General features: G+C 62.3%; 11 protein-coding genes and 1 pseudogene. 6 read left to right on the plus strand and 6 right to left on the minus strand.

Annotated features, from left to right (window positions below; genetic code table 11):
- Positions 1 to 54: 54 nt before the first annotated feature.
- On the plus strand, positions 55 to 1,263 hold the full coding sequence (locus tag A9K68_RS01135) for a polysaccharide biosynthesis/export family protein (RefSeq protein ID WP_082982113.1): 1,209 nt from the start codon (positions 55 to 57) through the stop codon (positions 1,261 to 1,263).
- Between the two features lie 518 nt (positions 1,264 to 1,781).
- Positions 1,782 to 1,901: pseudogene (locus A9K68_RS01140) on the plus strand (acyltransferase); the annotation flags it as partial.
- A gap of 81 nt (positions 1,902 to 1,982) precedes the next feature.
- Here the strand turns inward: A9K68_RS01140 and A9K68_RS01145 are convergent.
- Entirely contained in the window at positions 1,983 to 3,245 is a 1,263-nt protein-coding gene (locus A9K68_RS01145) for an O-antigen ligase (protein ID WP_065006045.1), read from the minus strand.
- A gap of 426 nt (positions 3,246 to 3,671) precedes the next feature.
- Between A9K68_RS01145 and A9K68_RS01150 the strand changes: the two genes are divergently transcribed.
- From A9K68_RS01150 to A9K68_RS01160, 3 genes are all read left to right on the plus strand, one after another.
- On the plus strand, positions 3,672 to 4,601 hold the full coding sequence (locus A9K68_RS01150) for a TIR domain-containing protein (protein WP_065006046.1): 930 nt from the start codon (positions 3,672 to 3,674) through the stop codon (positions 4,599 to 4,601).
- Between the two features lie 163 nt (positions 4,602 to 4,764).
- The gene (locus A9K68_RS01155; protein ID WP_065006155.1) at positions 4,765 to 5,517 is read left to right on the plus strand and encodes an SDR family NAD(P)-dependent oxidoreductase; all 753 of its coding nucleotides are present in this window, start codon (positions 4,765 to 4,767) and stop codon (positions 5,515 to 5,517) included.
- A gap of 51 nt (positions 5,518 to 5,568) precedes the next feature.
- The gene (locus tag A9K68_RS01160; RefSeq protein ID WP_065006047.1) at positions 5,569 to 6,906 is read left to right on the plus strand and encodes a glucoamylase family protein; all 1,338 of its coding nucleotides are present in this window, start codon (positions 5,569 to 5,571) and stop codon (positions 6,904 to 6,906) included.
- A gap of 137 nt (positions 6,907 to 7,043) precedes the next feature.
- On the opposite strand, the gene A9K68_RS01165 is transcribed toward A9K68_RS01160, so the two are convergent.
- Positions 7,044 to 8,480, minus strand: a complete 1,437-nt coding sequence (locus A9K68_RS01165) for an aldehyde dehydrogenase family protein (RefSeq protein ID WP_203546912.1) — start codon at positions 8,478 to 8,480, stop codon at positions 7,044 to 7,046.
- A gap of 175 nt (positions 8,481 to 8,655) precedes the next feature.
- On the opposite strand from A9K68_RS01165, the gene A9K68_RS01170 reads away from it, so the two are divergent.
- Positions 8,656 to 9,687: a hydroxyacid dehydrogenase gene (locus A9K68_RS01170; RefSeq protein ID WP_065006048.1), complete on the plus strand. Its 1,032-nt coding sequence runs from the start codon at positions 8,656 to 8,658 to the stop codon at positions 9,685 to 9,687.
- A 27-nt stretch (positions 9,688 to 9,714) separates the two neighbouring features.
- Here A9K68_RS01170 and A9K68_RS01175 read toward each other — a convergent pair whose 3' ends face one another.
- The 4 genes from A9K68_RS01175 to nirB all read right to left on the minus strand — a co-directional run bounded on the left by A9K68_RS01175 (position 9,715) and on the right by nirB (position 15,951).
- Positions 9,715 to 10,200 carry a hypothetical protein gene (locus A9K68_RS01175; RefSeq protein WP_065006049.1) on the minus strand — a complete coding sequence of 162 codons (486 nt, stop codon included), beginning with the start codon at positions 10,198 to 10,200 and terminating at the stop codon, positions 9,715 to 9,717.
- A 103-nt stretch (positions 10,201 to 10,303) separates the two neighbouring features.
- Positions 10,304 to 13,105, minus strand: a complete 2,802-nt coding sequence (locus tag A9K68_RS01180; protein WP_065006050.1) for a nitrate reductase — start codon at positions 13,103 to 13,105, stop codon at positions 10,304 to 10,306.
- A gap of 2 nt (positions 13,106 to 13,107) precedes the next feature.
- A complete protein-coding gene (nirD, locus tag A9K68_RS01185; RefSeq protein ID WP_065006157.1) occupies positions 13,108 to 13,437 on the minus strand; it encodes a nitrite reductase small subunit NirD in 330 nt (109 codons plus the stop codon).
- A 63-nt stretch (positions 13,438 to 13,500) separates the two neighbouring features.
- Positions 13,501 to 15,951 (minus strand): nitrite reductase large subunit NirB, encoded by a 2,451-nt coding sequence (gene nirB, locus A9K68_RS01190; RefSeq protein ID WP_065006051.1) that lies wholly within the window; start codon positions 15,949 to 15,951, stop codon positions 13,501 to 13,503.
- Between the last annotated feature and the right edge of the window lie 2 nt (positions 15,952 to 15,953).

A 15,953-nucleotide genomic window follows, 5' to 3' on the forward strand; every position in this document is an offset into this window, starting at 1 on the left:
TTCAAAATCTCCTGCGCCGGCATTGCTGGCAATCGCATGCGGCGGATGCGGCTTATGACCACTTGCCTCGCGCTGGCGCTCACCATTCCCCAACTCGCCGCCGCCGATGAGTATCGCCTCGGATCGCAGGACAAGCTGACCATCCGCGTGGCCGAATGGCAGACCGTTGAAGGCACGTTCCGCGACTGGACGGCCGTCAACGGAGAGTACACAGTCGGCCCGGCCGGAACATTGTCCGTGCCGTTCGTCGGCGAAATGCCGGCATCCGGCAAGACCACATCCGAGATCGCGGCAGCGATCGGCCAGGCGCTCCAGCGCAAGCTCGCCTTGGCGGACCGGCCGGAAGCCTCCGTCGAAATGGCGGAGTACAGGCCATTCTACATTTCCGGGGAGGTGCAGACGCCTGGCCAGTATCCCTACGTGCCTGGTCTGACCGTCCTGAGGGCGATGAGCATCGCCGGCGGTGTCCGGCGGGCCCCCGAAGGACAGCGGTACGACCGCGACATGATCAATGCCAAGGGCGATTTTGACGTTCTCGAAGACCAACGGGTCCGGCTGATCGTCAGGCGCGCGCGCATCGAAGCGGAGATGGCGGACAAGCCGACATTTGACGTGCCGAAGGAGGTGGCCAACGATCCGAAGGTGGCAAGCGTCGTTGCGGACGAGATGGCGATCCTGACGGCCGATCAAAAGAAGCTTAAACTGCGCCTTCAGGCGCTCGACGATTTGAAGAAGCTACTGCAGAGCGAGATCGATTCGCTGCAGAAAAAGATCGTCAACCAGCAGCGGCAGGTCGACCTGGCAAAGGAACAGCTCAGCGGCATCGGCTCGCTGGCGCAGAAAGGCCTTGTCGTCAACACGCGGGTTCTGACTTCGCAACAAACGATCGCCGACCTGGAAGGCCAGATCCTGGATTACGACACGGCCATCCTTACCGCCAAGCAGTCGATCAGCAAGGCCAATCAGGATGCCATCGACCTGGAAAACACTCAGAATGCGAGCCTCGCCGCCGACCGGCAACAGGTAGAAGCCGATCTCAGTGCGACGATGCTCAAGATGAACATGCAAACCGGCCTGATGGCCGAAGCCATGTCGGGGAACCCGGCATTACAACGCTATCGCGACGGCGAAGAGCCAACGATGTCCTTTGCCCTGGTTCGGGTGGTCGACGGCAAGACCAGCGAAATTGCCGCCAGTGAAGACACGCCCGTGCTGCCCGGGGACGTGATCAAGGTGAAGCTGGCGCCAATGGCTAGCCAATAGAACTCGAGCGATCGAATACCCCAACGTCAGCTGACGCTCAAAGGGAGCGTCATGCCGAGGCCGTCCGCATAGATGCACGCTTCTCGGCGAAAAGTGCCAATCGGTGGGGGAAGCGAGGTGAATATCTATCGTGGTAGAAGGTATATTAAAGGCGCAATAGTTACATTCATTTGGGCAGTGAGGGGTATCGAAATAACCGATCGAGTTTCGGTACTTGGTGTCTCGCCTCATATAGGAGGAAAAGGCAATTTTTAGATTTGGCTCTCGCGTTTCGTTTCGAGGGTTTGGGTCACGTTCCTGGTTTCATGCACGCCGGAACGCAAGTCTGTCAATTGGCTCTAGATCTTTTATAAACAGCGGAGCTACGATCGACGCATCTGTCGCAGTAAGCATCGGAAAAGGATGCCTTATTGGCGAATCGGTTGTAATCCAAGACTCAAACTATCATGAGGTCGAAGAGGGTGCCGGTGTTAAAGCGAAAGCTGTCCTGATTGGGATAATGTTTGGATAGGCCGAATTCAATAATCCTGCCTGGGGTCGAAATCGGGGATCATAGCGTAATTGGAGCCGGCTCTGTGGTCACCAAAAGTGCACCGCCGCGAAGCCTGGTTGCAGGAAATCCCGCCCGAATAATTCGCGAAATTGTGGCGCCCCAAGATTACATTCGTTTTTGACGGTAATTTTAACGAACGAAATCAAGGTGACATTCTGCGCTTCTCTTAGCCCTTTGCGGTTTCTGGTTCCGCGAGGCTCGCCGCCGTCCACCGAGGGCGGGCGACAGGCACCTTCACCAGTTTGAAGTAGCTGTAATACAGAAGGAAGGAGCCCATAATGTAGGGGTTGAGGGTCTCGACCTCGACGAAGGACCGGATGAACAGAAGCACCATCACGCCGGCAAGAATCACAGATTCGGCCTGCCACGTCCTGAATATCAACGCCGATATGTGGCCCCACAGCGTGCGCACGATGATCAGCGAAATCAGCGTCGCCCCGACATAGCCAAGCTCGACGAGCGCTTCGACATAGGTGTTGTGGAAGTGGAAGCCGCTTCGGGTCGTGATGTAGAATTCGTTCCAAAGCCGTTCGGCCTCGGCGAAACCCTGCACCCAGTAGCCCGCGTAGCCGACGCCGAGGATCGGCGCTTGCTGCGCCGCACGCCAGCCCTGCTCCCAGAGATAGGTCCGTCCGGTGAGCGTGGAGTCTTTTCCGAAGACGCCAAGGACGAAATCCAGAAGCCCCGCAAAGGCAACCGCGGTGACCGCGACCAGCCCGCATGCGCCGACCAGGAAAATCACCCGTCGGTAGCGGAGCGAAAGCTTCTTCGCCATGGCAAGCAGAGCGACCAGAGCGAGAACTGCCGGTACCGAAGCCATCGAGGTGGCTGAATGCGAAATGACCAGCAGATAGGCCGACAGGACGAGGACGGGCGCCGTCAAGAAAAGGCTGATCCGGCCGCGCTTGAGAAAGGTCAGCAAGACAACGCAAAAATAGATGCCAAGGGAGGCAACAAAGCCAATCTGGTTCTTGGAGCTGAATGCGCCGACGAAATTATACGTCCCGTCGAGGCCATCATACGAATAACCCCCGACCATAAGCGAGTAGAGCAGGACGAGAAAGATCCCGATCAGTGAGCCTATTGTCAACGTCCGAACGCTGACGGTGCGCGCGGCGATATAGGCGCAGGCGATATGAGAGCAATACTGGATCGCCGTCCTCAACGTGATGCCCGGAGCATCCGACCAGAACACCGAGAGGCAGACGTAGATTGCAAACGCCAGTGGCAGCCACGCGCTGGAGGCATGTCGCAACAGCCGCCGGTAATCTACCATGATCAGGGGAAGCCAGACCGCATAATAGGCCAGGATCAGGATCTGGCCGAAAAGGTAGGAGTAGGAGAACGCCCAAATGGAGATGGCGACAGCAAATGTGCCATAGACCGTGCTCTTCTCCGGGTCGACCAACAGAGATTTTGGTATCTTCATCTCGGTAGCGAATTCCCGTCCATGAGTTCAATGCCGATTCGCCGCCGCGCCAGGCGCGAACGCTTCCATTGTGCAGTGCAATATAACCCATCCCCTGCAGCCTGTCACCCAAATGAGGCAAAAACAGCCACAAGGACGCCCCGGGAAGGCGGTAAAAGGCCGCAAGAACTGAGCATCCAGGCCGGCTTCTGGCTCCAAACATTGTCAGCGCCTCGGCATCACGGTCAAGAGCCATCGCCGCCGGATTCATGAGAAGCTCGGCATCGCCACCGCGCGGAACTGTTTTCGCAGTCCACAGCACCGGACCGAAAAATAGCAGCCGGCATTCCTTGCATCCGTTGCAATGAATGAGGCCCTCCGCGTACGCTATGGCGGGGACAACCAGCAGACGCTGGTGGTCCCGATCTGCTGGGCTGGAGCAAACGGATGGACAAACCTCGAATCTTCCTGGGCTCGTCGGGGAAGCAGAAAAAACTGCTGCAGGCGCTGACACGCGGTCTTGAAGACATCGCGTATGTGGAACCCTGGACGACATCCTTCAATCCCGGGACAACCACACTGGAGCGCCTCCTTGAGCTTACGCGTGAAGTCGACTTCGCTGCTTTTGTGTTCGCCCAGGACGACTGGACGAGTGCAAGCCTGATGGCATCACCTGCTCCTGTATCCGCTCAAGCTTCTCCGCGAGACAATGTGGTCTTCGAAGCCGGCCTTTTCGGCGGTGTCCTCGGAATGCGCCGAACGTTTATCCTCCATGCCAACGGCTCCAAGCTTCCAAGCGATCTCCTCGGCCTGACGTCCGTGAGGTACGGCGAAGCGACAACCGCCGCCGAGATGAGAGCGGTCAACCAAAAGCTGCGAAAAGCGATTGAAAATGAGGGCCGCGCCGCCCGAATAGAGGGTCTTTGGTGGCAGTTTTCCCTGTCGGAGCGGACCGTGAAGGAACCTTCCGCGGTGAGCCTCCTGCGGATCTCGCGAGACCGCGATGGTGCGCTGGAGCTAGCCGGCCGCTCATGGCAAGAGAATGGCAGTCTGTCCGCGAGATACTGGAGCGAAGCAGTAAAGGAGAGAAAGGAGCCTGCCGGCATCTTTTACTTTTGGAATGGAGAACGGCCCTTGGACGCGAACGCGTCGCAGTTGTACGGGACAGGAGAGATCCGGCTGGAGTCCGCCGATCGCGCGTCCGGGTACTTCACCACACGAGCCGACACACAGCCAAAACTGAACGCCCGCACCTCCGGTGTCTATCTGCGCGCCGAGCCGGAGGACTTGAGCATCCTGGACGGGCGCGACAACCAGCGACGAGTAGAGCTGATCGCGGAGCGGCTGAACCATTGGAAATCGATCAAGAACGTCTGAACCGGTGCGCGCGGCGTAACTCCAGCTAGCCCGACGCTCTAGCCCTGCCGCGGCTTTTCCTACCGCCTCGTGGCCCACCATGAACCTGTTCGGAGCTTCAGCCTCTGGCTTGAACTCCTCCGCCATTGACTTCACATTCGCCGCCGATTGGGAGGAAGAGCACATGCCGATGAGTTTTGCGGGACGGTTTGCCGGGCGGTCGGCAGTGATCACTGGTGGCGCGTCCGGAATCGGCCTGGCTGTCGCGCTAAGAATCGCTGAAGAGGGCGGGCGCGTTTGCGTCTGGGATCGCGACCCCACCCAGATCGAGCAGGCCAAGGCTGTCATTGCCGATTTGCATAGCGTGACTGTCGACGTCGCCGATGCCGTGGCGGTCGAACAGGCCGCCCGGCAGACGATCTGTGCCCTTGGCGCGGTCGATATCCTGGTCACCAGTGCGGCCATCACCGGACCGAACATGACGACCTGGGACTATTCGGTGGAGGATTGGCACCGGGTCATCGACATCAACGTCAACGGCGTCTTCTACTGCAACAAGGCGCTGGTTCCGCACATGCTCGAGCGCAATTACGGCAGGATCGTCAACATCGCTTCGATCGCCGGCAAAGAGGGAAACCCGAATGCCTCTGCCTACAGCACCTCCAAGGCGGCGGTGATCGGCCTGACCAAGTCTCTGGGCAAGGAACTGGCCAAGACCAAGGTAACGGTGAACTGCGTCACGCCGGCGGCGGTGCGCACCGCGATTTTCCAGCAGATGAGCCAGCAGCACATCGATTTCATGCTGTCGAAGATACCGATGGCGCGGTTTGGCGAGGTCGAGGAGGTGGCGGCGCTGATCTCGTGGATCGCTTCCGAGGAATGCTCCTTCACCACCGCCGCCGTTTTCGACGTTTCCGGCGGCCGGGCCACCTATTGAAGCAAGTTGGGCGATCTACCGCCAAGGCCGCTAGACTGGAGTTCCCGTCGCTTGCTTAGGGTCGAACCTCGACTGTCCGACGAAGACCTGCTCGACCGCTTCCAGTGCGCGGCCTTCGGCTATTTTCTGGAAACCGTGAATCCGGAGAACGGGCTGGTTGCCGACACCTCGCGGCCAAATTGGCCGGCAAGCATCGCGGTCGTCGGCTTCGCCCTGTCCTGCTATCCGGTCGGGGTCGAGCGTGGCTGGATGACCCGAGATGCAGCCGTAAAGCTGACGCTTGCCGCACTGCGCTTCTTCTGGAACAGCCGGCAAGGCAATGGCGACGACGTCACCGGCCACAAGGGTTTCTATTACCATTTCCTCGACATCCGGACCGGCCTGCGCACCTGGCGATGCGAATTGTCGATGGTTGACACTGCGCTTTTGATGGCTGGCGTGCTCGTGGCTGGCGCCTATTTCACGGGCGACAATGACGAAGAAACCGAAGTCCGCGAACTGGCGGAAGTCCTCTACCGGCGCGTCGACTGGCGATGGGCGCAAGGCAGCAATTCGACCTTGCGACAGGGCTGGAAGCCGAAGAGCGGCTTTCTGCGTTATGGCTGGGAAGGCTACAACGAAGCGACCATGCTCTACGTTCTGGCAATGGCCTCCCCGGACAAGCCAGCCTCGGACGACAGTTATGCCGGCTGGACGGCCACATATCGATGGGAAAACATCTACGGCTACGACGTGCTCTATGGCGGGCCGCTGTTCATGCACCAGTTCTCGCATGCCTGGATTGACTTCGACGGCATCCGGGATGCGTTCATGCGGGAGAAGAACTCGGACTATTTCGAAAACAGCCGCCGCGCGACCTACCTTCATCGGGATTATGCGCGGCACAACCCCTCTGGCTACGACGGCTACGGCGAAGGACTTTGGGGCCTTTCGGCGGGTGACGGGCCCGGCAACTTCCGCGCGAAGATCGAGCGGCGACCGCGCAAATTTTCCGGCTACGCCGCGCGCGGCGCACCGTTCGGCCCCGACGACGGAACGATAGCGCCGTGGTCGTATCTCGCATCGCTGCCCTTCGCGCCGGAAATCTGCCTGCCGGCGCTGCGCCACCTCAGAGAACGCCATCCTGAGGTGGTCGACAGTTTCAGGGTGCCGAGCGGTTTCAACCCCACGCTGGCGAACCGGCGGAAGTTCGGGCCGAGTGGCTGGATATCGGATGCGCATTACGGACTGGACCAGGGTATCGTCGTGCTGATGATCGAAAACCACCGCTCGCGCCTGATCTGGGACCTGATGCGGTCGAGCCCGCACATCCGTCGCGGCCTGTGCAAGGCCGGGTTCAGCGGCGGCTGGCTATCGCAGCCGGCGAACCCTAAGGACCGTGCTCAATGACGGCTACCGCCCAGCTGTCGCTGTCGTGTCGGACACTAAGATGTTCGCCCTTCCCAGCAACTCGCGCTTGCTGGGAAGTGCGTCACTGGCCTGCTCGCATGTTCGATTTCATTTGGCCCGGCAAGTCACCGTCATGATTAGCCGGCGAACGTGTAGGCGGTCTTCACCGTGGTGTAGAACTCCGCCGCGTAGCGGCCCTGCTCGCGCGGGCCGAAGCTCGATCCCTTGCGGCCGCCGAAAGGCACATGGAAATCGACGCCCGCCGTCGGCAGATTGACCATCACCATGCCGGCCTCCGAGTTGCGCTTGAAATGCGTGGCGTGCTTGAGGCTCGACGTGCAGATGCCCGACGTCAGCCCGAACGGCGTGTCGTTGGCCACCGCCAGCGCCTCGTCATAGTCCTTGACGCGGATGACGTTGGCCACGGGCCCGAAGATCTCCTCGCGCGAGATGCGCATGGCGTTGGTGGCTTGCGTAAACAGCGCCGGTTGCAGGTAGAAGCCGCGGGTTTCGCGATCGAGCCGCTCGCCACCGAAGGCCAGATCGGCGCCTTCCTGGCGGCCGATGGCGATATAGTCTTCGTCCTGTTTCAACTGGCTCTGGTCGACCACCGGTCCGATCTGGGTTTTGGCATCGAGAGCGTCGCCGACGGCCAGCTTGCCCAGGCGATCTTTCATCGCGTCGACGAAGCGGTCATGGATGCCGTCCGTCACCACCAAGCGGGACGATGCCGTGCAGCGCTGGCCAGTCGAGAAGTATGCGCCATTGATCGCGCAGTCGACGGCGACCGCAAGATCTGCATCGTCGAGCACGACGAGCGGGTTCTTGCCGCCCATTTCGAGCTGGAACTTGCGCATGTGCTCTACGCTGGCGGCAGCCACGCGCTTGCCGGTGCCGACCGAGCCGGTGAAGGTGATGGCATTGAGGTCAGGGCTGTCGAGCATGGCCTGGCCGACCACCGAACCCTTGCCCATGACGAGATTGAGCACGCCCTTCGGCAGGCCGGCGCGGTGCAGGATGTCGACAATGGTCCAGGCGCTCTCCGGAACCAACTCGGCCGGTTTGAAGACGATGGTGTTGCCGTAGGCCAGGGCAGGAGCGATTTTCCACGCCGGAATGGCGATCGGGAAATTCCACGGCGTGATGATGCCGACGACGCCGACCGCCTCCCGGGTGATTTCGACACCGACGCCGGGCCGCACGCTTGGAACCAGCTCGCCAGACAGGCGCAGCGTCTCACCAGCAAAGAAATCGAAGATCTGGGCGGCCCGCACGGTCTCGCCAATGCCCTCGACCAGCGTCTTGCCTTCTTCGCGCGCCAATGCCCGGCCGATTTCATCTTTACGCGCGGTGATCTCGTCCGACGCCTTCCTCAGCACCGCATGGCGTGCCAGCAGGCCCGATCGGGACCAAGCCGGAAATGCCGCTTTCGCCGCCGTGATGGCCTGCCGGGCCTGCTCGGCGTCCCCCGACGCATATTCGCCGACCACATCGTCGAGATTGGACGGGTTGATGTTGCGGGAGCCGGCGTTGCCCACCCACTCGCCATCGATGAGGTTCTTTCGAAACGGGATCATGTCGCTGTCTTCCTTGTCGTCCTTCGATTGCCGTCTATCTGGACTACCGGCCGCCACACCGCAAGGCCGCCGGCGGCAAAGTTCTCTTGCTCGACAGGCATGTGCTAGGTGTCGAGGCGGTAAAAGTTGATTCTAGTGTTGTGCGACGCGGATCGCACCGGGAGGAACCGCCATGTCCGACAGCGTGTTGCCGCTGGTGATCAGCGCGCCCGAGCCGCGCACGCTCGACCTGATTTTCACGCCCGAGGCACTGGCGAGATTCCGCGCCAAATATCGTATCGTCGAAACGTCGCCAGAAGGCGTAGTGGCCCTGCCGACCGACGTGCTCGCCGAGGCGCGCTACATCGTCGGCCAGCCGCCGATCGCGCCGGAGACGCTCGACAAGATGCGAACACTGCGCTGCGTCTTCAATGTCGAGAGCAACCTCATCAACAACATGCCGTATGAGACGCTTTTTTCGCGCGGCATCCATGTTGTTACCACCGGCCTGGTCTTTGCCGAGCCAGTGGCCGAGCTCGGCCTTGCCATGGCGCTCAATCTCGCCCGCGACATCGTCGACGCTGACCTCGCGTTTCGTGAGGGCAAGGAGCTGTGGGGCGGTGACGGCAACCGGACGGCGCGGCTTCTGTCCGGCGCGGATGTCGGTATCATCGGCTTCGGCGATCTCGGCCGCGCGCTCAACCGGCTGCTGTCGGGCTTTCGCACGCGGACCAAGGTCTTCGATCCGTGGCTGCCGCCGTCGATCCTCATCGAGAACGGCGTCGAGCCGGCTACGCTCGACACGGTTCTGTCGACCAGCGATTTCGTCTTCGTCGTCGCTTCGGTGACCAGCGAAAACCAAGGGTTTCTCGGCGCTGACGCCTTTGCCAGAATGCGCACTGGAGCCGCGTTCATCCTGCTCAGCCGTGCCGGTGTGGTCGATTTTCCGGCGCTGATGGACGCCGTTCGCAGCGGCCACATCGTCGCCGCCAGCGACGTGTTTCCGGAAGAGCCGCTGGCGCAGGATCATCCCGTGCGCACGCTGCCCGGCTTCCTGCGTTCCGCCCACCGGGCCGGTGCGCTCGACATCGCTTTCAAGCGCATGGGCGACATGGTGCTGGAGGACATGGACCTGATCGACCGCGGCCTGCCGCCGATGCGTTCGAAGCGGGCCGAACGCGAGACCGTTTCGCGGATGCGTTCGAAGCCAGTCGACAAGAACTGAGCCGCAAGCCAGAGCCTGCATCGGTTCTCAGATGGCGAACGACCAGAACAGGCAGGCCAGTGTCGCAGCGGCGAAGACGACGAAGAACAGGCTTCTCAGCAGGATATTGCGGCGCAACTCGTTCATGAAGAGATGGCATCCGACGACTGCTGCGACAAACAGGAAGCGCCAGTTCAGCAGCGCCGGCAAGATGTTGCCCCGATCGAAAGCCCATCTGGCAGCGAGACAGCCAATGATGGCCGCGAACAACACGATGACTGTCCAGAAGATCGCATCCGCGGCGTTCGTCAGGACGACGCTGGCGGCTCTGATCGGCAGGATCATCATGAGCAGCGCGCTGAAGAAGTAGACTGATGCAAGCGGGATAAACGTTCCGGCATCGGCGACGTCGTCCAGGCGTTTTGCGCCGATCGCACCATAGGGATAGCCATGCCTGGCCACTGCCAGGCTGAGCGCCATCAGCAAAGCCGTCAATATGGCGACCAATGCGAATGAAGTGAGGGCTTTGCTCATAAGGGTCCTGTTCGGAACGAATCGAATAAGGACGTTGGTAGCCCATGGTTTGTAAATTGCTGGTAAGCGTCGAGGCCCGGCGTGACAGAGTTTCTCGACGCCCTCACTCCGCCGCTTGAAGGCGTCGCGCCTCAATGATGGTCCTGATCTCGGCGCGGCAAGAGCCGCAGTTGGTGCCGGCATGCAGGGTGGCGCCGATCGCCTCGACGCTGGTGCAGCCGCCGCGTACCGCCTCCGCGATCTGATTGGCGCCGACCCCGAAACAGGAGCAGACGACGGCGCCACGATCGACGGTATTGCCGCCCGGCCGCCCGGCTACGATCGCCAGCCGCTCGCGCCGATCGGCATGGTCCGCACTCAACTGCTCCACCGCCCAGCTGCGCGACACCGCGACCGGCTTGGGCGCAAGATAGAGCGCGCCAGCCAGCCGGCTGCCGGCGAAGCGGGCAAAGCGATGGTGCCCGCCGGCGACATCATGATAGGCGAGCGTCTCGCCTTGCGCGTCCGCGCCAAAAAGCGAAGCTGCGAAAACCGGCCAATCCCGGCCAGCTTCCAGTGCAAGCTCAAGGCGCCAGCCGGCGGCGCAACGGGCGAGGCTCCAATAGTCGGCGTCGATCGAGCCCGGCCGTTCGGCAAGCACGGCGAAGCCGAAGGCGGCGGCAGCAAAGCGTTCCACGCGGCCGGCAACATTCTTCGAGGCCGGCTGGCCTGAAATCGCATCGGTGATGGGCGCCACCAGTGCATCGACGCGAGCACGCGCTGAGAACTGGTCCGTCCAGTGCATCGGCACGAAGACTGATCCCGGCCGCTGCCGCGCTGTCACCAGCGCGCGAACCAGCACCTCGCCGTGCCCAGTGGAGACGCGCACGATGTTGGCATCGCCGATGGCGAAGTGCTGTGCATCCAGCGGATGGATTTCGGCGAAGGGCTCGGCCATATGCTGCGACAGCCGCTGGCTCTTGCCGGTCCGCGTCATGGTGTGCCAATGGTCGCGAATCCGCCCGGTGTTGAGGATTAGCGGATAGTCCGGACTGGTGCGGATGTGTGCAGTCGGGTGGATGGCGATGAAACGCGCCTTGCGGTCGGGCGTGTAGTAGCCGCCATTGGCGAAGAAGCGGATACCCTCCCCCTTGAGGGGAGGGTCGGCGAGCGAGCTTTGCGCAGCAGGGCGAGAGAGCCGGGGTGGGGTCGGAGAGGCTCCACCGACCCCACCCAGTCCCGCTTGTTTCGCTTCGCTCAACGCGCGCGCCGACCCTCCCCTCGAGGGGGAGGGTGAGGCCGGTGCTGGCCATTGGAATGGCGCCAACTCCTCGTAGGTCTTCGCGTCAACACCGGCGTACGCCCCTATATCAAAATCGCGGGCGCCGTCATTCTCGAAGGCCGAGAGCGCGGCGTGCTCGGCGAAAATCGCGGCCGGCGACGCATACGAAAACGCCTCGGCAATCCCCATCCGCTTGGCCACTTCGGCGATGATCCACCAGTCGGCTCTTGCCTCGCCTGGCACTGGCAAAAAGGCGCGTTGGCGCGAGATGCGGCGCTCCGAATTGGTTACGCTGCCGTCCTTCTCGCCCCATGCGGCGGCGGGCAGCCGGACATGGGCGTGGCGGACCGTGTCGGTCATGGCCAGCACGTCCGACACCACGACAAAAGGGCAGGCCTTGATCGCCGCCTCGACGGCATCGGCATCCGGCATCGAATCGACCGGGTTGGTCGCCATGATCCACAGCGCCCGGATTCGCCCGTCGGCCACCGCCTGGAACATCTCGACAGCCTTCAAGCCGGGTTTTTCGGCGATGGCCGGCGCGCTCCAGAAGCGCTGCACGCGGCCGCGGTGTTCGGGGTTTTCGATCTCCATATGGGCGGCCAGCATGTTGGCCAAGCCGCCGACCTCACGGCCGCCCATGGCATTGGGCTGGCCGGTCACCGAAAACGGCCCGGTGCCGGGCTTGCCGATGCGGCCGGTGGCGAGATGGCAATTGATGATGGCGTTGACCTTGTCGGTGCCCGAGGACGACTGGTTCACGCCCTGGCTATAGACGGTCACCGTTTTCGCCGTCGCGGCAAACAGGCTGTAGAAGCGGACAAGCTCGTCCCCGCCGAGGCCCGTGGCAGCGGCGATGCCGGCAAGGTCGAGCGAGGAAGCGGCAATCGCGCCTTCGAAGCCCGTGGTATGTGCAGCGATATAGGCGCGGTCCAGAGCGTCATTTTTGCCAAGATAGGCGAGCAGGCCGGTGAACAGCGGGACGTCGCCATCGGCCGCGATCGCCAGATGCATGTCGGCGATATCGGCGGTCATCGTGCGGCGCGGATCGATCAGCACCACCTTCATCTCGGCCCGTTTTTCCCGGGCCGCGGCAATGCGCTGGTAGAGCACCGGGTGGCACCAGCCGAGATTGGAGCCGACCAACACAATCAGATCCGCAAGCTCCAGATCCTCATAACTGCCCGGCACGGTGTCAGCGCCGAAGGCGCGGCGATGGCCGGCAACCGACGAAGCCATGCACAGGCGCGAATTGGTGTCGATATTGGCCGAGCCGATGAAGCCTTTCATCAGTTTGTTGGCGACATAATAGTCCTCGGTCAGCAACTGGCCGGAAACGTAGAAGGCGACCGCGTCGGGGCCGTGCTCGGCAATGGTTTGCGAGAAAGTCGAGGCGACGAGGTCGAGCGCTTCGTCCCAGCCAGTGCGGCGACCGTGGATCTCCGGATAGAGCAGCCGGCCGTCGAGATCGATCGTCTCCGCCAGCGCCGAGCCCTTGGAACAGAGCCGGCCGAAATTTGCCGGATGGTCTGGGTCGCCGCGAACGGTTATTTCGCCATCCGCGGCGACCTTCGCCAGCACGCCGCAACCCACCCCGCAATAGGGGCAGGTGGTCCTCACCTCGCGCGCTTCGTCGATCTTCATGCTCAGGCCGCGCGGCTGGCCAGCGCTTCCAGCGCAATGAACAGACGCTCGCCCTCGATCCGCACCGGAACGGTGCGTACCGCACCTTCATCGGCGCCGAGCGCCTTGCCGGTCTCCAGCGAGATCACCCAATTGTGCAGGGGACAGGTCACCGCCGCGCCGTGGACGATGCCCTGCGAGAGCGGCCCGCCCTTGTGCGGACAGTGGTCCTCGATGGCGAAGACCTGGTCCTCCGCGGTGCGGAAGACGGCGATCTTGCCTTGCGGCGTGGCGACGCAGCGCGCGCCGCGGCGCGGAATGTCCGATATCGAGCCGATTGATACCCAGTTCATCTGCCTCATCCTTTGCGCGTGTTCTTAACCGAAAACCGGTTTCCACTTTTCGGGAACACGCGCCTACTCCGCCGCCTGCGCGAAACCGACCGAAGCCATCGGCCGGAATTCGTGCTTGTCCTTGCCGGAGACGCGTTCCGACCACGGGTCGACCTGCGCGAATTTCTGCGAAAACACGAAGCGATCGAAATAGGCCCTGCGCTTCTCGCCATCATCCAAGATCTGGCGCTTGATCTCGGCGATGCCGATGCGCTTGGCCCATTTGTAGATGCGCTCAAGATAGCGGCCCTGCTCGCGATACATTTGCGTCAGCGCCACGATATGCTCGAGCGCTTCGTCCTCGGTCTTGACCAGGCCGAGCACCTCTGTGCCCTTGATGTCGAGGCCGGCAGCACCGGCGAAATGGATTTCGTAGCCTGAATCGACGCAGATCACGCCGACATCCTTGCAGGTCGCCTCGGCACAGTTTCTAGGGCAGCCCGAGACCGCCATCTTGACCTTGGCGGGCGTCCACGACCCCCACATGAATTTCTCGATGCGGACGCCGAACCCCGTCGAATCCTGCGTGCCGAAGCGGCACCAGTCGGAACCGACGCAGGTCTTCACGGTGCGTAGGCCTTTGGCATAGGCATGGCCGGAGACGAAGCCGGCCTGACCGAGGTCGGCCCACACCGCCGGCAGGTCTTCCTTGCGGATGCCGAGCATGTCAATGCGCTGTCCGCCGGTAACCTTGACCATCGGGATCTCAAACTTGTCGACGACGTCGGCGATGGCGCGCAGTTCGGCGGCATTGGTGACGCCACCCCACATGCGCGGCACCACAGAATAGGTGCCGTCCTTCTGGATGTTGGCGTGAACGCGCTCGTTGATGAAGCGCGACTGGTAGTCGTCGGCATACTCGTCCGGCCAGTCGCAGACGAGATAGTAATTGAGCGCCGGCCGGCATTTGGCGCAGCCGCAGGAGGTGGTCCATTCCAGTTCCTGCATGACGGCGGGAATGGTCTTCAGGCTCTTGGCCTTGATCAACCGGCGGACTTCGTCATGGCCGAGCGTGGTACAGCCGCACATCGGTTGCACAGCCGCCGGATTGTATTTGTCGCCGATGGTCAGCGCCATCAGCTTCTCGACCAGACCGGTGCAGGAGCCGCACGAAGCGGAAGCCTTGGTGTGGGCACGCACGTCGTCTACCGACGTCAGGCCCTTGGCCGTGATCGCGCCGGTGATTTTTCCTTTGCAAACGCCGTTGCAGCCGCAGATTTCCGCATCATCCGGCAAGGCTGCAACGGCCGCCATAGGGTCCAGGGAGGCACCTCCCTGGTATGACTGGCCGAAGATAAGGGTGTCGCGCATTTGCGATATGTCGGTCTGCTTCTTCTTGAGGTCGTTGAACCACGCCCCGTCCGCCGTCTCGCCGTAGAGCACGGTGCCGATGATGCGGTCATCCCTAAGCACCAGCCGCTTGTAGACGCCGGCGGCGGCATCGCGCAGCACGATCTCCTGGCGGTCCTCGCCCTCGGCGAAGTCGCCGAGCGAGAACAGCTCGATGCCGGTGACCTTGAGCTTGGTCGGCGTGTCCATATGGACGAAAGCCGCCGCCTCGTTGCCGGCAAGCTGGCTGGCCGCGACGCGCGCCATCTCGTAGAGGGGTGCTACCAGCCCGTAGACCTGGCCGTTGACCTCGGCGCATTCGCCGAGCGCGTAGATGTGGGGATCGTTGCTGCGCATGCCGGCGTCGACGACGATGCCGCGATTGACGGCAATGCCGGCTTCCTTCGCCAGCGCCGCATTCGGCCTGATGCCCACCGCCATGACGACCAGCGTCGCCGGGATGATGGTGCCGTCGGCAAGCTCCACCTGCTCGACCTTGCCCTTGCCTGTGATCGCCTGAGTGTTGGCCTTGGTGACGACCTTGATACCGCGTTGCTCGACGGCGCGCTGCAGCAGATAGCCGGCCGCCGGGTCGAGCTGGCGCTCCATCAGCGTCGGCATCACATGCAGCACGGTGACGTCCATGCCTTGCGAGTTCAAGCCCGCTGCCGCCTCCAGCCCGAGCAGGCCGCCGCCGATGACCACGGCCTTGGCCCGTGACTGGGCGGCGAGCAGCATGGCCTGAACGTCGTCGAGATCGCGATAGGTGAGCACGCCCGGTAAGTCATGGCCGGGCACCGGAATGATGAACGGCACCGAACCGGTGGCGATGACGAGCTTGTCATAGGGCTCGGTGACGCCGTGGTCGGAAGTGACGGTCTTCGCCGTCCGGTCGATGGCGACGATCTTGTGGCCCTTGTAGAGGGTGATGCCGTTGGCGATGTACCAGCCGTCGCCATGGATGATGATTTCCTCAAAGGCCTTCTCGCCGGACAGCACCGGCGACAGCATGATGCGGTCGTAATTGACCCGCGGCTCGGCGTTGAAGATGGTGACCTGGTAGCGACCGGGTGCCTGTTCGAACAGATGCTCCAGCATCCGCCCGGGCGCCATGCCGTTGCCGATGATGACGAGTTTTTCGGTCATTG

The sequence above is a fragment of the Mesorhizobium sp. AA22 genome (assembly GCF_001672375.2).
Classification (GTDB): domain Bacteria; phylum Pseudomonadota; class Alphaproteobacteria; order Rhizobiales; family Rhizobiaceae; genus Mesorhizobium; species Mesorhizobium wenxiniae.